The sequence below is a fragment of the Microcoleus sp. S13C4 genome (assembly GCF_036700865.1).
GTDB lineage: Bacteria > Cyanobacteriota > Cyanobacteriia > Cyanobacteriales > Microcoleaceae > Microcoleus.
Map to the genome: position 1 here is coordinate 22,347 of NZ_JAUBPS010000037.1, position 18,935 is coordinate 41,281.

The 18,935-nt window shown below is 45.5% G+C and carries 17 protein-coding genes; 12 read left to right on the top strand and 5 right to left on the bottom strand.

Features of this window, described 5'->3' with window-relative positions; translation table 11 throughout:
- Positions 1 to 67 precede the first annotated feature (67 nt).
- From QT996_RS16700 to QT996_RS28670, 6 genes are all read left to right on the top strand, one after another.
- Positions 68 to 919: an ABC transporter permease gene (locus QT996_RS16700; RefSeq protein ID WP_333047819.1), complete on the top strand. Its 852-nt coding sequence runs from the start codon at positions 68 to 70 to the stop codon at positions 917 to 919.
- Positions 920 to 981: 62 nt separating this feature from the next.
- Positions 982 to 1,758 carry an ABC transporter ATP-binding protein gene (locus QT996_RS16705; RefSeq protein WP_006630934.1) on the top strand — a complete coding sequence of 259 codons (777 nt, stop codon included), beginning with the start codon at positions 982 to 984 and terminating at the stop codon, positions 1,756 to 1,758.
- A gap of 442 nt (positions 1,759 to 2,200) precedes the next feature.
- Positions 2,201 to 2,932, top strand: coding sequence for an urea amidolyase associated protein UAAP1 (locus QT996_RS16710; protein WP_333047821.1), 732 nt, complete (start codon positions 2,201 to 2,203; stop codon positions 2,930 to 2,932).
- 77 nt (positions 2,933 to 3,009) lie between these two features.
- Complete coding sequence (locus tag QT996_RS16715) at positions 3,010 to 3,651, top strand: urea amidolyase associated protein UAAP2 (RefSeq protein ID WP_333047822.1); 642 nt, start codon at positions 3,010 to 3,012, stop codon at positions 3,649 to 3,651.
- A gap of 150 nt (positions 3,652 to 3,801) precedes the next feature.
- A complete protein-coding gene (gene uca / locus QT996_RS16720) occupies positions 3,802 to 7,419 on the top strand; it encodes an urea carboxylase (protein ID WP_333047824.1) in 3,618 nt (1,205 codons plus the stop codon).
- Between the two features lie 231 nt (positions 7,420 to 7,650).
- The gene (locus QT996_RS28670) at positions 7,651 to 7,758 is read left to right on the top strand and encodes a WG repeat-containing protein (RefSeq protein ID WP_445304573.1); all 108 of its coding nucleotides are present in this window, start codon (positions 7,651 to 7,653) and stop codon (positions 7,756 to 7,758) included.
- A gap of 44 nt (positions 7,759 to 7,802) precedes the next feature.
- Here the strand turns inward: QT996_RS28670 and QT996_RS16725 are convergent, their stop codons facing one another.
- The gene (locus tag QT996_RS16725; protein ID WP_333047825.1) at positions 7,803 to 8,591 is read right to left on the bottom strand and encodes a class II glutamine amidotransferase; all 789 of its coding nucleotides are present in this window, start codon (positions 8,589 to 8,591) and stop codon (positions 7,803 to 7,805) included.
- A gap of 818 nt (positions 8,592 to 9,409) precedes the next feature.
- On the opposite strand from QT996_RS16725, the gene QT996_RS16730 reads away from it, so the two are divergent.
- Together QT996_RS16730 and QT996_RS16735 are read left to right on the top strand one after the other, a co-directional pair.
- A complete protein-coding gene (locus tag QT996_RS16730) occupies positions 9,410 to 11,329 on the top strand; it encodes an iron uptake porin (protein WP_333047826.1) in 1,920 nt (639 codons plus the stop codon).
- A gap of 445 nt (positions 11,330 to 11,774) precedes the next feature.
- Positions 11,775 to 12,050 carry a hypothetical protein gene (locus tag QT996_RS16735; RefSeq protein WP_333047827.1) on the top strand — a complete coding sequence of 92 codons (276 nt, stop codon included), beginning with the start codon at positions 11,775 to 11,777 and terminating at the stop codon, positions 12,048 to 12,050.
- Positions 12,051 to 12,197: 147 nt separating this feature from the next.
- On the opposite strand, the gene QT996_RS16740 is transcribed toward QT996_RS16735, so the two are convergent.
- The 3 genes from QT996_RS16740 to QT996_RS16750 all read right to left on the bottom strand — a co-directional run bounded on the left by QT996_RS16740 (position 12,198) and on the right by QT996_RS16750 (position 13,932).
- Entirely contained in the window at positions 12,198 to 13,088 is an 891-nt protein-coding gene (locus tag QT996_RS16740) for a thermonuclease family protein (RefSeq protein ID WP_333047828.1), read from the bottom strand.
- 96 nt (positions 13,089 to 13,184) lie between these two features.
- Positions 13,185 to 13,763, bottom strand: a complete 579-nt coding sequence (locus QT996_RS16745) for an ACP phosphodiesterase (RefSeq protein ID WP_333047829.1) — start codon at positions 13,761 to 13,763, stop codon at positions 13,185 to 13,187.
- A gap of 10 nt (positions 13,764 to 13,773) precedes the next feature.
- Entirely contained in the window at positions 13,774 to 13,932 is a 159-nt protein-coding gene (locus QT996_RS16750) for a ribbon-helix-helix protein, CopG family (protein WP_332952379.1), read from the bottom strand.
- A gap of 43 nt (positions 13,933 to 13,975) precedes the next feature.
- Here QT996_RS16750 and QT996_RS16755 point away from each other — a divergent pair, with 43 nt between their 5' ends.
- Together QT996_RS16755 and QT996_RS16760 are read left to right on the top strand one after the other, a co-directional pair.
- Positions 13,976 to 14,170, top strand: a complete 195-nt coding sequence (locus QT996_RS16755; RefSeq protein WP_333047830.1) for a hypothetical protein — start codon at positions 13,976 to 13,978, stop codon at positions 14,168 to 14,170.
- Between the two features lie 73 nt (positions 14,171 to 14,243).
- The gene (locus QT996_RS16760; RefSeq protein ID WP_333047831.1) at positions 14,244 to 14,531 is read left to right on the top strand and encodes a hypothetical protein; all 288 of its coding nucleotides are present in this window, start codon (positions 14,244 to 14,246) and stop codon (positions 14,529 to 14,531) included.
- A 100-nt stretch (positions 14,532 to 14,631) separates the two neighbouring features.
- Here QT996_RS16760 and acs read toward each other — a convergent pair whose 3' ends face one another.
- Positions 14,632 to 16,602, bottom strand: a complete 1,971-nt coding sequence (gene acs / locus QT996_RS16765) for an acetate--CoA ligase (protein WP_333047832.1) — start codon at positions 16,600 to 16,602, stop codon at positions 14,632 to 14,634.
- Between the two features lie 290 nt (positions 16,603 to 16,892).
- Between acs and QT996_RS16770 the strand changes: the two genes are divergently transcribed.
- Positions 16,893 to 17,552 (top strand): restriction endonuclease subunit R, encoded by a 660-nt coding sequence (locus tag QT996_RS16770; protein WP_333047833.1) that lies wholly within the window; start codon positions 16,893 to 16,895, stop codon positions 17,550 to 17,552.
- A gap of 243 nt (positions 17,553 to 17,795) precedes the next feature.
- Positions 17,796 to 18,839, top strand: a complete 1,044-nt coding sequence (gene galT / locus QT996_RS16775) for a galactose-1-phosphate uridylyltransferase (RefSeq protein WP_333047834.1) — start codon at positions 17,796 to 17,798, stop codon at positions 18,837 to 18,839.
- Positions 18,840 to 18,935: the final 96 nt, after the last annotated feature.

Consider the following 18,935-nt stretch of genomic DNA (forward strand, 5'->3'; position numbering starts at 1 on the left):
AAAAAATACTTTTTATAATCCCCAAAATCTACTCCAATTACTCGACAAACCGTTCCGCAATTAAATCATGCCACCAAATCCCGATCCGCGATCAATCCAATCCCACCTCAAGCAAAAAAACCTAAATCCCACCGTTTTCTGGCGGATTGCGGAAGAGATACCACAACCCCTCAATATTGGGTTAACGGTAACATCGATCGCACTGCCGCTGCTGCTGTGGTCGCTAGTAACAACCTTCGCCAACGTAGACCCCAAATTTTTGCCTTCCCCCGGCAAAGTTTTAGAGGCATTTGGTCGGCTGTGGAACACTCGCGAACTTTTGAAAGATACGGTAGCGAGTTTGTGGCGGGTGGGAGTGGGCTTTCTGTTCGCCTTGGTTTTTTCCATACCAATTGGCGTGCTGATGGGCAGTTTTCCCAGTATTCGCGCCTTGCTGGAACCCATGTTCGGCTTGATGCGATATATGCCCGCACCAGCGTTTATTCCCCTGCTAATTCTCTACTTGGGAATCGGCGAAGAACCCAAAATTACCCTGATATTTATCGGCGTCTTTTTCTTCAATTCGCTGATGGTGATGGATACAGTCAAGTTTGTTCCAAAAGACTTGATCGAATCTACTTATATGTTGGGCGGTAATCGCTGGGAAATCCTCACTCAAGTTATTTTTCCCCACGTTTTGCCGGGAATTCTTGATGCTAGCCGCATCAACTTAGCTGCGGCTTGGCAATTGGTAATTGTCTCGGAATTGATTGCGGCAACCGAAGGCTTAGGCCGCCGGATCAGCGTCGCAGGTCGATTTCTCCGAACCGATGAAATTTTTGTGGGGCTGATTGTCATTGGGGCGATCGGACTGACTTTTGATTTGCTTTTTCAATACCTGCTGCGGGTTTCTTGTAAATGGTCAAGTCAGAAACAGTAAGCAGATGTTAAAAGGCAGAATGGTGTCATTTTTTTACTTACTACAATACCGAGGATAAACTCATGTTTCTACAAATCAACAACCTGCACAAAAACTTTGAAACGAAAAACGGTAAATTAGTTGTCCTCAAGGACATCAATATGAGCATCAAGCAAGGCGAATTTATCTGCGCGGTAGGCGCATCCGGTTCGGGCAAATCTACTCTGTTGAGGCAGATTGCGGGATTGGACAAGCCGACAACAGGGGAAGTGAAAATTGATGGCAAAGAAGTTGTTTCCCCTGGGCCGGATCGAGGTATGGTATTTCAGCATTACACTCTTTATCCTTGGATGAACGTGCAGGAAAATGCCGAGTTTGGCCTCAAACTTCAAGGCGTGTCCAAGAAAAAGCGGCGCGAACAAGCGAGCTATTATTTGAGTGTGGTAGGATTGACGCAGTTTGCTTCGTCGCTACCGAAGGAATTGTCCGGCGGGATGAAACAGCGGGTGGCGATCGCCCGCGCCCTCGCTTCTGAACCTAAAGTGTTATTAATGGATGAACCTTTCGGCGCCTTGGATATCCACACTAAAGAATCGATGCACGAATTCATGCTCGATTTGTGGCGTCGCACTCAGATTACAATCTTTATGATTACCCATGATGTGGAAGAAGCGGTGTTTCTTTCCAATCGGATTTATGCTTTGGGCGCTCGTCCCGGTACAGTGAGAAAGGAAATGTCGATTAATTTGCCCGATCGCACTCCCAGCATTAAACGCCACGCCAAATTCCACGATTACCGCGACGAACTCATGGATTTGATGCGGAAACACGGACAGGAAGCAGTTGCAATGGCTGCTTAAATAGAAATAGGTTTGTATTTGCACTTGTGGGGCGGGCAGGATGCCCACCCCACAAGAACATTCACTCTTTGTGGAACGGGCCGAAGAGCCCGTTCTTGAGAATGGTGCAAGATGTAAACGGACAGGAAGCAGTTGCAATGGCTGCTTAAATAAAAATAGGTTAATAGTTGCACTTTTTGCGCCGGCGCCAAGAGTTTAACTCCCAACCTAAGTAAGTGGAAACTTAACATCTTGCACCCTTATCAATTACCTATTTAGGAACGGGCAAGATGCCCGTTCCACAATAAAAGTGAGTGTTGTAGAACGGGCATCTTGCCCGTTCTTGAGAATGGTGCAAGATATCAGTGGGAATAAATATTACTTTGGGAGAGGGCGGGTTTTGCCGCTACAAAATACTATTGTTTTATTTCGCTGACCTACCCAAATACATCAAGAGGAACTTATGGTGCAACTATCATCGATCGACCCAAACTCACAAATCGATTCAAGCCTCGTATTAATCGAAGAAACCGTACCGGGTGGCGCGTACTGGTCGGGAGTCATCAAGCGGGGAAACACCCTGCGAATCACCGATTTAGAAGGCTCTCGCGGCGTTTCCATGCTGTGCTACAACGCCGACAATGCGATCGAACGTTTCAACGCAGCAGACACCGCCAAAATTCAATTCAACGCCTTTCTCAAAAAAGGCATGGTGCTCTACACAGACATGGGGCGCATCCTATTTTCCATCACCCAAGACACCTCCGGCTGTCACGATTTGCTAGGAGGATGCAGCAACGCCATTAGCAATGCCAAAAAATACGGCGAAGGAGACTGGAAAAACTCCCGCGACAACTTCCTCAAAGCCCTAAGTCGGTGGGGATTGGGCAAAAAAGATATCATGCCCAACCTCAACTTATTTACTCGCATTGCCGTCAAACCAGACGGCACGATGGAGTTTCGCGAAGGCTGCGAAAAACCTGGTAGTTTTATCGATTTGCGAGCCGAAATGAACGTATTGACCATTATATCTAACTGCCCCCACATCCTGCATCCGGGTTCAATTTACGATCCAAAACCCATCCAAATTCAGATTGTGAAAACCCCCGCACCCGCACCAGACGACTTGTGCCGCACCGCCAACCCGGAAGCCGTGCGCGGGTTCATCAACACTGATGCTTTGTTCGTGCAATAGACTCGATTCCAGCACTCAATCTTGTCCGCACCAATCGGCGGTAAAAAATTCTGCAATTCCATCACAAAAAGTGAACCATGACTGCAACTACTCAACAAGTCCTCGATCCAAAAACTGCAATTTATAACGAAGTTTTACCCGCCAGACATCCCTGGTCTCGTGTCATCAAAAAAGGACAGATTCTCCGCATTGTAGATTTAGGCGGAAATCAAGCAGTAGATTTTTTAGTTTACAATGCCGATGACCCTTCCGAACGCTACAGCGCCCCCGATACGATCGTCAATCAAGGCAACATCTTTGTCACTACAAATAGCCAACTCCTTTCCAACGAAGGGCGAGCCATGATGACCATAATTGCTGACTCCTGCGGGCGACACGATACCTCCGGCGGCGCCTGTAGCTGCGAGAGCAATTCGGTGCGGTTTGGACTAGATAAAAAATACCAGCACGCCTGTGTTGAAAATTTCCTCGCCGCAATTCTTCCCTACGGTTTGGGCAAGCGAGATTTAGTCAGCAATCTCAACTTTTTTATGAATGTTCCGGTTAGCGAAGATGGCACGCTTGAAATTGTTGACGGCATCTCCGATCCGGGAAGTACAGTTGATTTGCGAGCTGAAATGAACGCGCTGGTTGCTATTTCTAACTGCCCGCAAATGAACAATCCTTGCAATGCTTACAATCCTACGCCGATTCAGTTGATTGTTTGGGATGCGGTATAGGTTGTAGTTGCGGGTTCGCCAGAGACCGCCAGGGGTTTAAACCCCTGGCTAATAGCTAAAGTCCTCTAAAGAGGACTGAATAATCGATTGCCCATTAGCAATTAGCAATTACCAATTACCATTAACAATTACCAATTACCAATTACTTAAATGTTTAACAAAGTTTTGATTGCAAATCGCGGTGAAATTGCCTGCCGAATTATCCGCACGCTCGATCGCCTCGGAATTGCTTCGGTAGCAGTATATTCTGAAGCCGACGCCCGCGCCAAGCACGTTTTCGCCGCCAGCGAAGCCGTTTGTATCGGTGCAGCCGCCGCAGCCGAGAGTTATTTGCGGTTCGATCGCATTCTCGAAGTTGCCCGCCAAACTAAAGCTCAAGCTATCCATCCGGGTTACGGCTTTTTGAGCGAAAATGCTGAATTTGCCGAAGCTTGTGCAAGCGAAAATATTGCATTTATCGGTCCGACTCCGAGTCAGTTGCGCTGCTTTGGATTGAAGCACACCGCGCGGGAAATAGCCGCTGCAAATCAAGTGCCGCTAACTCCCGGAAGCGAACTTTTAGCAAGTTTAGAGGATGCGGAAAAAGCGGCTGGGGCGATCGGCTATCCGGTGATGCTCAAAAGTACCGCAGGCGGCGGCGGCATCGGTTTGCAGGCTTGTTTTGGCGATCGAGATTTGGCAGAAGCCTTTGAAAAAGTACAGCGTTTGAGTCAAAGTAATTTTAAACAAAGCGGCGTTTTTTTAGAGAAATACATTCAAACAGCCAGGCACATTGAAGTCCAAATCTTTGGAGATGGCAAAGGAAATGTCATAGCCTTGGGCGAGCGAGATTGTTCGGTGCAGCGGCGCAATCAAAAAGTAATTGAAGAAACCCCCGCCCCTGCTATTAGCGACGAACAGCGAAATCAGTTGTACGGTGCAGCCGTGCGGCTGGGAAAAGCGGTAAATTACCAGTCAGCGGGTACTGTTGAATTTGTATTTGATGTCGATGCGAAACAGTTTTATTTTTTGGAAGTCAACACGCGCTTGCAAGTTGAACACGGCGTTACTGAAGCTGTCAACAACATCGACCTCGTTGAGTGGATGGTAAAACAGGCTTCTGGAGATTTGTTCCCCCTAGAAGAGTACCGCTATCGGCCGCAGGGACACTCAATTGAGGTGCGAATTTATGCCGAAGATGCCGGCAAGAATTTTCAGCCGAGTTCCGGGTTGCTGAATCAAGTTGCGTTTCCCGAAAACGTCCGCTGCGACAGTTGGATAGAAACCGGCACGGAGGTTACTCCTTTTTACGATCCGCTGCTAGCCAAAGTAATCGTTTGCGGGGATAATCGAACGCAGGCGATCGCTCAACTCAAAGCTGCTTTAGATGCCAGTGAAATAGCGGGAATTGAAACTAATTTAGATTACCTCAGCCAGATTTTGGACGATTCCCGATTCAGCCGGGGCGAACTGAGCACCCGCTTTTTAAACTCTTTTGAATACGCACCTTTAACGATCGATGTATTGGATGGGGGAACCTACAGCAGCATTCAGGATTATCCGGGGCGGATTGGCTATTGGGATGTGGGCGTGCCGCCTTCTGGGCCGATGGATCATCTGGCATTTCGATCGGCAAATCGTTTAGTAGGAAATCCCGAATCGACAGCAGGACTGGAATTCACAGCTACAGGTCCAACTCTGCGCTTTAATGCCGATACAGTGATTAGTTTGACTGGTGCAATTATGAAGGGAACCCTAAACGGCGAATCGGTGCCGTTTTGGACAGCAATTCCCGTAAAAGCTGGCAGCATTCTCAAGTTAAAAGCCATTCAAGGCGGCGGCTACCGCACTTATTTAGCGGTGAAACATGGCTTTAATGTCCCCGATTATTTGGGCAGCAAATCAACTTTTGTACTGGGCAAATTTGGCGGACACGCAGGCCGCACGCTGCGTCCGGGAGATGTGCTTAAACTGCTTCAAACTGCAACTCTGGAAGCAGAAATATCTTTGCCTCCGGAACTAATTCCCACCTACAGCAATAATTGGGAAATTGGCGTTTTGTACGGGCCTCACGGCGCGCCGGATTTCTTTACTGAGTCAGACATCGAAATGTTTTTCTCTACAGAATGGCAGGTGCATTACAACTCGACGCGGACGGGCATTCGGCTGATCGGCCCGAAGCCCACCTGGGCGCGTCAAGACGGCGGGGAAGCGGGTTTGCACCCGTCTAACATTCACGATAATGCTTACGCGATCGGCACGATCGATTTTACGGGGGATATGCCTGTAATTCTCGGTCTTGACGGCCCGAGTTTGGGAGGTTTTGTCTGTCCTGCTACTATTGTGCAGTCGGAATTGTGGAAAATCGGGCAACTGAAACCGGGGGACAGCATTCGCTTTCACTGTTTGAGTTTTGCTGAAGCTTTGCAGCGGGAATTAGCACAAAATAGGCAAATTGCTACTTTTAGTTTGCCTGTTTTTGGGGAAAATGCGGAGGAATTGCCCGCAGTTCCCGCTTCTCCAATTTTGCACGAAATTCCAGAATCTCCGGGACAGGTTGCTGTTACTTACCGTCAAGCTGGGGATAAATATATTCTAGTTGAATACGGCCCGTTGGTGCTGGATTTAAATTTGCGTTTTCGGGCGCACGCATTGATGGAACAGTTGAAAGCAAATCCGTTGCCGGGTGTTATCGAATTAGTGCCGGGAATGCGATCGCTCCAAATTCACTTTGAGGGCCGCCAGATTTCGCAACAGCAGCTAATGCAGGCGCTGATTGCGGTGGAGGCGGAACTTCCGGCGATCGAGGATTTGGAAGTGCCGGCGCGAATTGTGCACTTGCCTTTATCTTGGGAAGATGAATCGACGCTGTTGGCCATTGAAAAATATATGCAGTCTGTGCGATCGGATGCACCTTGGTGTCCCAGCAATATTGAGTTTATTCGCCGCATAAACGGGCTTGACAGCATCGAACAAGTCAGAGAAATTGTATTTAATGCTAGCTATTTAGTGATGGGTTTGGGAGACGTTTATTTAGGCGCGCCCGTCGCAACTCCCCTCGATCCGCGCCACCGTTTGGTTACTACTAAATACAATCCCGCCCGCACTTGGACTCCTGAAAATGCAGTTGGCATTGGCGGCGCCTATTTGTGCGTTTACGGGATGGAAGGGCCCGGAGGTTATCAATTTGTCGGCCGCACGGTGCAAATGTGGAATCGGTTCAAACAAACGGCGGATTTCCAGTCTGGTAAACCTTGGCTTTTGCGCTTTTTTGACCAAATCCGATTTTATCCGGTTTCTCATGAGGAATTGCACCGCTGTCGGGAAGCATTTATCGAAGGGAAGTTTAAATTAAAGGTTGAGGAAATCACGTTTAATTTGAGAGAATACAATGAGTTTTTGCATTCTATTGCTAACAGTGCGGCTGAATTTAAAGCGCAGCAGCAGGCCGCATTTAATGCAGAGCGCGATCGCTGGGCTGCATCCGGGGAATTTGAAGCTGAATCTGCCGCAGAAGCCCCGGCGGATGTGGCTTCTGAAACAGCGGCGGAGGTTACTTTACCGATCGGTTGTGAGGCAGTTGTCGCTCACGTTTCGGCCAATGTTTGGCAGGTGCTGGTTAATGTTGGAGATGCGGTTGCAGAGGGCGATCGCCTGTTAATTTTGGAAGCGATGAAAATGGAAATTGCTATTACTGCTGATGTTGCGGGCACTGTTGCCGAGTTGTTTTGTGAAAAGGGGCAAACGGTGACAGCCGGACAAATTCTAGCGGCTGTTCAACCGAATTAATCCCTCTGTTGTCACTTCGGGGACAGTAGAAGCCGTTGGATAATTGGGGGATGATTTTGATTGTTTTGTGGGATGGGATATCGTAGCCAGTCCAATGTATTTTGACTGAAGGTGGGACACGCCACAAGAATCATCCTCTAATTGTACAATGCTCGCTCATTTAATCAAGGTTTAGCAGCAGTTACCCCTCCTAAAGGGTGCGGGTACATCAATCAAGCAGGCTAGTGGGCGATCGCCCCGCAATTTTCGGCGGCGGGCAGTTTTTCGGAAGGCTTAGCCGCTGTCAAGCGCGATGGCAAATCTGGCTTCATCAATCAAGCTGGAAAGCTGGTCATTTAGGAGGTTCGATGCTCTGTTTAGGCTTTAAATTTGTTTAAATCTCGTTAACTTAACTCCAGCAGCCCAGAATAGACCGGCGAACCATCCTGAAATACCAGCAATTCTCCCGGCTGAATTTGCGTCCAAACTTCGTTATCTGTCAGCGGAAAAGTCGCAATAACAGCCACGCGATCGTCCTCGTTGGTCAATTCCCGAAAATCGACAGTTACATCTTCGTCGATCGAGTGCGCGCTAGCAAAAGGTGCTTGTCGCACAATATAATGCAGATTAGTAGAACAATGGGTGAACAAGTGTTCTCCATCGGAAAGTAAATAATTAAAAATTCCGTGTTCTGCCAAACTTTTAGTAATTTCCTCCAGTACCGGGTAAATTTCTGTTAAAGCAGGTTTACTTTGAGGAAAAGTAGAGCGCAGCTTTTCTAATATTAAACAGAATGCTTTTTCGCTGTCAGTTTTGCCAACAGGTTTGTAAACTCCGGCACATTCTGGAGAAAAATTTTCGAGATTTCCATTGTGAGCAAACACCCAATAACGCCCCCAAAGTTCCCGAATAAAAGGGTGGCAGTTTTCCAGAGCAATTTCGCCTTGGGTAGCTTTGCGGATGTGAGCAATGACGTTAGTTGAATGAATCGGATAGCGACGCACTACTTCTGCAACCGGAGAAGCAATCGCAGGTTTAGAGTCTATAAAAAGGCGACATCCCAAACCTTCAAAGAAAGCAATTCCCCAACCGTCTTGATGAACGTCTGTTCTGCCACCTCTTGCAGAAAAACCCTCAAAAGAAAAGCAAATATCTGTTGGAACATTGCAGTTCATTCCCAGTAATTGGCACATAGCTTTTAAATCTCTGGAGTTTGAATGGATGTCGCAGCTATTGGCAGCTACAGATTGGCGGTACTATTATTATAGTATTAACGGGCTTAAATAAATTAAATATACCTAATATTTTTGCTTGGTCAAGCGTAATGATACTGAACTTAAAAGTTTTGCTAGCTAAAACAATTGATTGTGTTTCTCTGCGAACGATGTTAATCGCTCACTCGCTCCGCACTATTTACCTGCATACAACGAGTATAAAGTTTTAGCCGATATGCAAAGAAATTGATATAATTTTGATTGTTTGCGGCCATATTTACGAAAAAACCAACCCCTTCGTAATTCAACAGTTTAAAAAATATACTTCTTTTTTTGCTTAATTGCTATGAAATAACAGAAAAAAGTATTATCTCTTCTAATAATAAATGCCAGCCGCGAGCGATGAAAAATAAATAAATTTGTATTTTTATATCGCTACCATCAGCAGTGAATATCATTACTATTTGCTACTTGATTATTGCTGGTTAGCCAGATATTTTGAGGAAAATTAAAGACAATGACCAAGGAATGTCTGAGGAAATAAGAGCGCTGATTTTTGACTCTTCATTCACTACTAAATCTGTAGGAAAAAAACGGGAACCGGATTGTCAATCAGCCGTCACATAGTGGAAGAAAGCGAGGGAGGCAGTTTGACTGGTTCGTTGGTTTTGGGAGAAGGAATGGAATTTACGATCGCCCTTCATCTCGAATAGTACGCGCGTGCGTAGCTATCCCGTAGGAAATCACACTTTTTCTCACTTTTGTTTGTAGCTTTTGTCTCACATAGTATAAATAACATGAAAAATCAAAAGTGCGATCGACAAATTTGGAAAATCCTTAGCAGCTTAATACTAGGATTTGGATTGCAGGCATTATTCAGCATTCCCGCCTTAGCAGAAACGACAGATCCTGAAACAACAGTAAATAGTGCAAATTCAGAAGATGCAGTTAATGAATGGTATCAATTACCCGCACCGACAAATAATCTAGCGGATAATTTTGATCGTAATCCCGATCGGCAATTACTCGAAAAATCTGACAAGGTAGAGGTAAATTCACCGATAAACCCCGCATCCGAGCCGCCTGTACCTATCGCGAGTAAGATAGAAACTTACATACCCGAAGCTAGCGAAACCCAGCCCGCAGCAATACCTCCGTTAGTTAAAGAAAATAAATTAGAAACTCCCCCCTTAGTTTACCAGGCTGAAAACTCACTAGAACAAGTTACATCAGTTTCCCAACTCAGCGACGTACAGCCCACAGACTGGGCATTTCAAGCACTGCAATCCTTAGTAGAAAAATACGGCTGCATAGCTGGATACCCAGACGGAACCTATCGCGGAAACCGCGCCCTTACCCGCTATGAATTTGCAGCGGGGATCAATGCTTGTTTAGATACAATCCGCGAGTCCATCGCCAAATCAACTGAAAGTCTAGCTAAGCGAGACGACTTAATAAAACTGCAAAAATTACAAGAAGAATTTGCCGCCGAAATTGCCACAATCCGAGGCAGAGTGGATGTGCTAGAAGCGCGAACTAGCGAACTAGAAGCCAATCAATTTTCAACCACAACTAAGCTGTCTGGATTCACCGTTTTTGGAATACAAGGGCGCACTCCCAACCGTGCGGATCGGACTCCCAGAGACGGCAAAAGAGATACCAAAGACCCGGGTACAAATGTCAACATCATTAACCTAAATCAATTCTACTTAACCACTCAATTTAGTCCTCGCAGTAACTTATTAATCGGTTTTTACAACCAGAACGGAAGCAATTCACCACAATTAACCGAAGACGTAAACCTTGCTTATAATGTAGCCGAAACTTCTGGATTAACTCTCAGCGACCTCAACTACCGCTTCCTGGTCGGGGACAAATTGGCAGTGTTTGCAGGAACAGCAGGAGTTAACATGATTACCGCTTTTCGAGGGCCGAATCGGGCAGAAAGTGCAGCTTCGGGCCCCCTTTCTGGCTTCGCTCAAAGAAACCCAATTTTGAACACGGGTTTGGGTTTAGGCGGCATCGGCATTGACTGGCAATTTGCGAAGCGAGCCAGTTTGCAAGCAGTTTATTCAACTAATATTTCTGGATTTTTTGTCAGTTCTAACGGGTCTCAAGGACACAATACATTGGGTGTACAACTAACTCTGACACCAGCCGATCCTGTTGATGTTACTGTCTATTATGTTAACGATTATTCGCCGGACGGTAATCTGATTAGTTTGGCAGGAGATAGTCAATTAACTGCTATCAATCCTAACACAAATAAGTCCGCTCCTCTGCAAACAAATGCAGTTGGAGCAAGTTTAAATTGGCGCATTTCATCGCGAGTTTCTCTGGGAGGTTGGGCTGGTTATACTAATTCTCGCATTCCAGGTAAATCTGGTACGGTAGCCACTACAAACTATATGATTTTTGTAAATTTTCCCGATTTGTTTAAAGCCGGAAATTTAGGAGGAATTTATATCGGGCAACCGCCTAAAATTGTCAGCAGCAATTTACCTACAGGCAATAACGTTCCTGATTTTCTAGATACGGGTTTAGGGCGATCGGGCGGGCAACCCGGAACGACTACTCATGTAGAGGTATTCTACCGTTGGCAGGTGAATGATAATATCAGCGTCACCCCTGGATTGATCTTGATTTTTCAACCCGGTCACACTCCCGATAGCGACCCGATCTCAGTTGGTGTATTGAGAACTTCTTTTTCCTTTTAAGAGTTTAATCCTGTGGGGCCGGGTTTAGTCGATCGCGAATTGCACATAATTTTGGTGAACCCGCCCCGGAGGAACGGCCCACAATAAAATTTAATTTTGTGGAACAGGCAGGATGCCTGTTCAGCGAAAAAGGTGTTCTTCGGTCAGCAGACAGTGATTAAAACCCCAGCGGGATGTCCTAACATTTTTTCTCAGTAAAAACCCGCTCTCTTTACTGCAACTTTACATTTAGTAGTAATTTCCGCGTTTTTATCTTTTTTTTCTACATACAAATACCTAATCATTAAGTTTAAAAAAATACGCATAAACACGCTTGAAATATAAGTTTTCCTAACTTAATCTATTATTAAGAGCATTACTAATAGTTCTTTAAGTTTAGGTTTAGATAAATATGATTAAATCAACGGGCTGTCTTGGGTTTCTGAGCTTTGCTGTAATTTCTGCTATGACTGCCTATCCGTGTCAGGCACAAACCACTGTCAAATCGCAGACAAATGTAAATGCCACACAGGAGATTACAATTACCGAGTCACCAAATCTTGCTAACACTTCTGCTAGCAATCTCGGGAAAAATCCTAACATTTCTAAATCTTTTACCGTCTCAGAATTGAATAGCACACCTCCTAACTCTACTTCTCCTATAACAACTCCTCAAAATCAATCTGCACGCACAAATCCGTTAGGATGCCGATTTTTTGATAGTCCTTCGATGCAGCAATAAATGTTCCTGCCTCTCTTAATAAATAGAATATCCAGGCTGAATAGAGGGCGATCGTTTTTTAGGATCGCCCTCTATTTCCGCGAGGGTACTTCCTAATAAAATTATAGGTAGTAAACAGGATTGATGAAATTAACTGTAGTTTAAATATTATCGGGGAAAGTCAGAAAGTTGTTTGATATCCTTCAAAAGTATTTGAGGCTTCCCTTTGTACTGTTCTACCTTCCCACTGACATACACATATCCCCGTCCCACACCCGCATAACGCTTCTCGATTAGCCGCTTCAAGGGAGCCATTTCATCAGTTTCAGCATCTGGAATCCACAAATCTAATTTATGATACACCGAACCAGCATAAATTAGAGCGCTACCGCCGATCCATTTAGTAATTCCCGCCTGCAAATCACAGAAAATAGTAAGAGATTTAGCTCTCTCAGAAGCCGCTAATATTTTCGGGTAGTGCAACCTCAAAGAAAGCGCTCCTGCCGTTGCTTCCGACAACCGAAACTCTTCAACAATCGAGCCTCGCATCGACCACCAAGGCAGTAAATTAGCATAGTTGCGAGAGGGAATTTTGGCATTGGTAATCGGATTCCAAATCACCAGATTGTAAGCTTTTGCTGCCGATTCTGCCTCAGTCATTGGTCGGTGATACAATCTGGAGCGCCCGTATTTGACAAAGTAGGGACTCCAGCCTTCTTCAATCAGTTTAAGATTGTAATTTTCTCCGTCTTTATGTACGTAACATAGGAGACGCCCGTAGTTGTCGCGGTGTTTTTGTAGAGCCACTTCAACCGAATCGTCTGTATCAAATTCTATGTCAATTTGAGCAAGTCCATCATCTGTTGTGGCGAAGTATTTTTTAGCCATTTCCGAAGCTGCTTTCCCCGCCACAGTTACAGGTTTGGAGCCTCCCGGATGACTTTCTTCTGTATCGATGCAAATCAGCCGCAGAGACTCGGTTTTGCCGTTGAGAGAAATTTTGATGCTGTCGCCGTCAACTACTTTAGTTATTTGCAGGTTCTGAATTCTGGTTGCCATATTTTGAACCCTGTTGCATTTGAGATTTCATGCAGGTATCGCTTGGATTATACACGAGTTCGTTATCACTAGCAACTGTAATTTTTGTTTTTTATATTAAAATTTGCCAACAGTCGCGTATTTTATCAAATCTGGAAAAAAATCCCGAAAATCCGATTCTAAGCGTTGATAGTTAGCTGTCAAATCTTCTATGCCGCTTGCCAAGTTATTTGTCCGTTTGAGTCGCGCCGACATTCTGGTAAGAGTGATACCGATTTCGGCAATTTCCTGATAAGATGAAAGCAAGTCGCGGGCAATTATTGTTGGCAGCAACCGCTGGAGAGATTCAGGCAATATATCGCGGTTGTCTTGCAGGACTTTATAGACATGGCGAGAAAAATCGGGAAGGGGAATTTCTGAATATTCCCCCCAATTTTTAGCTAAGAAGTGGTCGTAAAACACGTCAATCAAAACTCCTGCAAACCTGCGTCTCTGCGAAGAAACAAGGCTTTTACTCGATCGCACTATGGCGTGAGAGTCCGTGTAGCTATCTACTTTGCGGTGCAAATCGATGCCTTTTCTAATTTCCTCGGGATAAAGGTTGACGGCCGAACCTTTGACAAAATCTCCTAAGAGGTTGCCAATCAGGGATTCTGGCGTGCCTTTTGATAAGAATAGATGAGCCAAATAATTCATCGATTATCAATTAATTTTTGTGGAGCGATCGAGTTTCACCTTCCAAGCTCCTGATATATTCGCGAATCACATCGGTTTTTGTTCGACCGCTGTTCGCGCAATAAGCTTCCAGCCGAAGCATTTCGATTTCAGGCAGTCGAATGGTTAGAACTTTAACATTGTTACTCATACTGCAATTATACTGAAAAATGCAGTACAATTATAGCAGATAAATGCGCTTTGGCAGAATGTTGCCGCACCATGCCAAGACGACTTCCCCGAAGTTGAACGTCCAACAAAGGAGCAATTTAATTATGATTCAAGATCCAGAAAAAGAACCAGAACGCTGGGACGAGCCGATTTTAGCGGATAACCCCAAGCAAGCGAAACAGGAGTGCCAAAAACGAGCCGCTACCGAGTTGAATTAGAATCTGTAACTCAACCCGGAAAAGTCGAAAATCGCCCTCAAGTGTACCGTTGCAGCTACAAGGAGAAAGAGTAATGGCTGTTCTGGAATGTGTAAAACCAGGTGCTAAATTCGGTCAAATTATTCTGGCCGTCGATCTGACTGTTGCCGGTGCTGTCGATCGCGTTCTGGCAAAAATTCAAGACTTGGGATATGACCCAGAAATTCGTCATGTCAACTATCCGTCTGGAGTTCACGTCTTGGCAATTCTCAAAGACGAACAGCACAAGCAAGCAGTTGATGATGACTACTTGTTAGACGAGTGGCTGCAAGTAAGATCGGAAATTAACCCCGATGCGGTTCATTTGTGGCGCGGTAAATAAACCAATTAACAATTAAACCGCAGATGAACGCAGATGAGCTGATGGGAATTTCATCTGCGTTCATCCGCGTTAATCAGCTAAAATCTGCGGTTGCATACCCCTACGAACCGCCGCGCAATTTATCCAAAACCGTCCGGTCTTCCAAGGTCGAAGTATCTCCAGAAACCTCTTCTCCCGCAGCTAAAGAACGCAGCAATCGGCGCATGATTTTGCCGCTTCGCGTTTTCGGCAAAGCATCGGTGAATCGAATTTCGCCGGGACGGGCGATCGCCCCAATTTCCTTAACAACGTGCTGCTTCAATTCCTTAGCCAATTCATCGCTAGGTTGCTGCGAGTTGTCCAGCGTGACAAAAGCCACAATTTCCTCACCTTTAATCTCATCCGGTTTACCAACAACCGCAGCTTCTGCCACCGCTGGATGCGATACCAAAGCTGACTCAACTTCCATTGTGCCGAGTCGGTGTCCGGCCACATTAATTACATCGTCAACGCGGCCCATTACCCAGAAATAACCGTCTTTGTCCTTGTGCGCGCCGTCCCCTGCAAAGTACACAAATTCGCCATCTTTCGGGTGCAAATATTCCCAATAGGTGCGGCGAAAACGATCGGGATCGTTGTAAAGTGTACGCATCATTCCCGGCCAAGGATGTTTCACCACTAAATAACCGCCACTTTCGTTAGTTACGGGTTCGCCATCTTGGTCAACAACATCGACCACAATTCCAGGGAACGGTAGGGTTGCAGAACCTGGTTTTGTAGGAATTGCACCGGGCAAAGCGGTAATCATAATTCCCCCGGTTTCTGTTTGCCACCAAGTATCGACGATCGGACAATTCGAGTTGCCAATTACTCGTTGATACCACATCCAAGCTTCGGGATTAATCGGTTCGCCGACGGTTCCTAACAATCGCAAAGATGACAAATTGCGTGCATTCGGCAAGTGTTCGCCCATTTTCATAAAGGTGCGAATTGCGGTGGGTGCAGTGTAGAAAACGGTGACGCCGTATTTTTCAATTACATCCCAAAAACAGCCTGGATTTGAAGGGCGAGGAGCACCTTCATACATTAAAGTTGTTGCACCGTTGGACAGCGGCCCGTAGATTATGTAACTGTGTCCGGTAATCCAGCCTACATCAGCAGTACACCAGTAGACATCGGTATCTTGAAGGTCGAAGATCCACTTGGTTGTCATGTGGGTGTAAAGGTTATAACCGCCCGTTGTATGGACGACTCCTTTGGGTTTTCCGGTACTTCCAGAAGTGTAAAGAATGAACAGCAAATCTTCGCTATCCATCGGTTCGGCAGGACAATTGGCAGATGCACCTTTTTGCAAATCGTGCCACCAATGATCGCGCCCGGGTTCCATGTCAATTTGCTGTTTGGTGCGCTGAACTACCAGAACGTTGGTGACGCTGGGTACGGCATCATTTGCTAATGCTTTGTCTACTTGTGTTTTGAGGCCGACTGCTGCATCTTTGCGGAAGCCTCCGTCAGCGGTGATGACGAGTTTTGCTTGGCCGTCGTTAAGCCGATCGCGCAAAGCTTCTGCACTAAAACCGCCAAAAACAACGCTGTGTACTGCACCGATTCTGGCGCAGGCTAGCATGGCGATCGCAGCTTCGGGAATCATCGGCATATAAATGCCGACGCGATCGCCCTTTTGGACTCCCAATTGTTTGATGACGTTCGCCATTTGGCAGACTTCGCGGTGGAGTTGCGCGTAGGTGAGGGTGCGGGAGTCTCCGGGTTCGCCTTCCCAAATCAGGGCGGCTTTATTTTTGCGCCAAGTGGTTAAGTGGCGATCGAGACAATTGTAGGAAATGTTAATTTTGCCGTTGACAAACCATTTAGCAAAAGGCGGCTGCCAGTCGAGCACGGTATCCCAGTTTTGGAACCAGTGCAATTCTTGGGCGGCAAGTTCTGCCCAGAATGCTTGGGGGTCAGCTTTGGCTTTATCGTAGAGGGCTTGGTACTCTTCTAAGCTTTTGATGTGTGCTTTTTCGGAGAATTCAGCGGGCGGCTGAAATAGGCGTTTTTCATGAAGAATTGATTCGATGGTATCTTGTGACATCGTTCTTAACTTTAATTTCGGTTAGTCTTTGTAACTATTGTTTGCATAAGTTGGGACCAAAGTATGTTTATTTTCCTTAAGACTTTGGAAAATTTTGTAATAGGTTGAGAGGTTGTTCTTTTTTTGCTCGCCGATGAAGGCCGATTAACGCAGATGAAGAGGATTTTTCAGCCTATTTAATGCTTGATTATTCTTGAAAATTATTGTGCTACAAACTTTTAAATTGTAGTTTTTTGTCAATTAAATTAGCTAGAATTAGAGACTTAGTTAAATTTAATTAAAGGAAAGCCATGACCCAAAATTTAGAAGCAAGCCAACTTTCTCTAAACGACGTTCGCCGCCTTCTAAAATTGGAAAGACAAACAGGAGGCTCTTTTACTGATTTTTTCTCTCTGGAACCTCTGACGGACTTTGAACAGCAGCACCTGTTGGAAATCAGCAATGACTTTTGGCGGTATCTAGAAGCAGGTAAAGTTTCTGAAGAATTGGTTAAGTTTTTAGCACTTTCACCGTTAATGAGATTAACGGGATTTTTTAAAGTTCCTGTGGTGCTGACAATGGAAGATAGCATCCCGATCGAGGTTGAGGATGGGGATACTTTAATTAAAGGGCGCTTGGATATTTTAGCCGTAAATCAGGCGGATGCAGAACTCGCGGCGGCACAGTTTTGGATTTTGGTAGTGGAGGCGAAAAATAGTGCGATCGATCCTTGGGCCGGTTTGCCGCAATTGCTGACTTATGCTTATAAAAGTTTGCAGCAGCAATCGTCTGTTTGGGGATTGACGACGAATGGACGTAACTATCAGTTTGTGTATCTGACGCGGGGAAATCCTTGCACTTATCAGATTTTACCAGACTTGAGTTTGACTGACCGAGAGCGATCGCTCTTGTTGGCGCAAGTCTTGAAAGCGATTTGCAAGTTGCAGAATGTGCAGTTACAGTTGGCTTAATCTCTCAGGTTAAAATCTGTGCTTACCCATACTGCCTAGAAAAATATTTTGTAACATCGGAGGAAACACATTTAGCTGCTAATCGCTTTCTGTCGCTGGTTCCAAATGTTGTTAACTCCTGTTTAAAAACTGCCCATTTAATAATAAATTAAGATTTGTTAAAAATTTGCTCTAGCGAGTGACAAAATACAATCTTTTCTCTAAGATAAGAGACAATTTGACCCGGAAACTGAAGGTAAGAAAATGTCTGAACTTAGACAAAATCTAATTACCAGAGATTGGGTAATCATCGCCACCGAACGGGCGACAAGACCGGATCAATTCGCTAACAAAAAAAAGTTGGCAGCCGTAGTGCCACCGCACCGTGCCGATTGCCCGTTTTGTGTGGGAAATGAGGAAGACGGAACCTTAGAAACTTGCCGTTTGGGCGATCGCACGGGCTGGAAAGTCAGGGCAATTCACAACAAATATCCCGCCCTCTCTCCGACAGCCAAATGGATGAGGATATCATCTGGAATTCACCGCACGATGGCGGGAATCGGCATTCACGAGGTAATTGTCGAGCACCCGCGACACGATTTGACGACCGCTTTGTTGAGCGTTGAAGAAGTTGCAAACATACTTTTAGTATACCGCCAGCGCTATGTAGAAATTAGAAAACATCCCCATATTGAAACAATTATTATCTTCAAAAATCACGGGGAAAGCGCCGGGACTTCTCTCGAACACCCCCACTCGCAGATAGCAGCGACGCCCGTTGTACCCAGTCAATTTCGCAGCCGCATCGACGAAGCGATTAGATATTTTGACGACACGGGAGATTGTCTATTTTGCCGGACTTTGGAAGATGAATTAGCTGCGAAAGAAAGAGTGATTTATGAGAGTGAACATTTTGTGGCTTTTATCCCTTACGCTGCACTTTCACCGTTTCACACTTGGATTTTTCCGCGCCGCCATTCCTCTTCGTTTGATGAGATTACTGATGCAGAAATTACGGATCTTGCTGATACTTTGAAAACTGTACTGGCTAAGTTTTATTACGGATTGAACAATCCAGATTACAACTATAATATTCGATCGGTGCCGATCGCCCAACGGGCCACAAAATACTTTCACTGGTATATCGCAATTATTCCCCGAGTCACCAAGCAAGCTGGGTTTGAGTTGGGCAGCGGGATGTTTATCAATACTGCTTTGCCCGAAGAAAGTGCGGAGTTTTTGCGATCGATCGAAATTCCTAGCGACAGTAATTTCCCCCCCCATCTAAAGTATCCTACATCACAATAGTCAAATTTACTTCAAATTGGGGTGGAAATGCACGCAGCCACTCTGATTTGCGAGTCTGTCTTGGGAGAAAAAAGTGATCTTATTTGAGATTTGATA

Excerpts from the sequence above, each read along its gene's own strand:
- QT996_RS16735 (WP_333047827.1), top strand. The coding sequence starts at position 11,775 with ATGACTGCCTATCCGTGTCAGGCACAAACCACTGTCAAATCGCAGACA.
- acs (WP_333047832.1), bottom strand. The coding sequence starts at position 16,602 with ATGTCACAAGATACCATCGAATCAATTCTTCATGAAAAACGCCTATTT.
- QT996_RS16730 (WP_333047826.1), top strand. The coding sequence starts at position 9,410 with ATGAAAAATCAAAAGTGCGATCGACAAATTTGGAAAATCCTTAGCAGC.
- galT (WP_333047834.1), top strand. The coding sequence starts at position 17,796 with ATGTCTGAACTTAGACAAAATCTAATTACCAGAGATTGGGTAATCATC.
- QT996_RS16700 (WP_333047819.1), top strand. The coding sequence starts at position 68 with ATGCCACCAAATCCCGATCCGCGATCAATCCAATCCCACCTCAAGCAA.
- QT996_RS16760 (WP_333047831.1), top strand. The coding sequence starts at position 14,244 with ATGGCTGTTCTGGAATGTGTAAAACCAGGTGCTAAATTCGGTCAAATT.
- QT996_RS16750 (WP_332952379.1), bottom strand. The coding sequence starts at position 13,932 with ATGAGTAACAATGTTAAAGTTCTAACCATTCGACTGCCTGAAATCGAA.
- QT996_RS16705 (WP_006630934.1), top strand. The coding sequence starts at position 982 with ATGTTTCTACAAATCAACAACCTGCACAAAAACTTTGAAACGAAAAAC.
- QT996_RS16745 (WP_333047829.1), bottom strand. The coding sequence starts at position 13,763 with ATGAATTATTTGGCTCATCTATTCTTATCAAAAGGCACGCCAGAATCC.
- QT996_RS16715 (WP_333047822.1), top strand. The coding sequence starts at position 3,010 with ATGACTGCAACTACTCAACAAGTCCTCGATCCAAAAACTGCAATTTAT.
- QT996_RS16770 (WP_333047833.1), top strand. The coding sequence starts at position 16,893 with ATGACCCAAAATTTAGAAGCAAGCCAACTTTCTCTAAACGACGTTCGC.
- QT996_RS16725 (WP_333047825.1), bottom strand. The coding sequence starts at position 8,591 with ATGTGCCAATTACTGGGAATGAACTGCAATGTTCCAACAGATATTTGC.
- QT996_RS16755 (WP_333047830.1), top strand. The coding sequence starts at position 13,976 with ATGCGCTTTGGCAGAATGTTGCCGCACCATGCCAAGACGACTTCCCCG.
- QT996_RS16710 (WP_333047821.1), top strand. The coding sequence starts at position 2,201 with ATGGTGCAACTATCATCGATCGACCCAAACTCACAAATCGATTCAAGC.
- QT996_RS16740 (WP_333047828.1), bottom strand. The coding sequence starts at position 13,088 with ATGGCAACCAGAATTCAGAACCTGCAAATAACTAAAGTAGTTGACGGC.
- uca (WP_333047824.1), top strand. The coding sequence starts at position 3,802 with ATGTTTAACAAAGTTTTGATTGCAAATCGCGGTGAAATTGCCTGCCGA.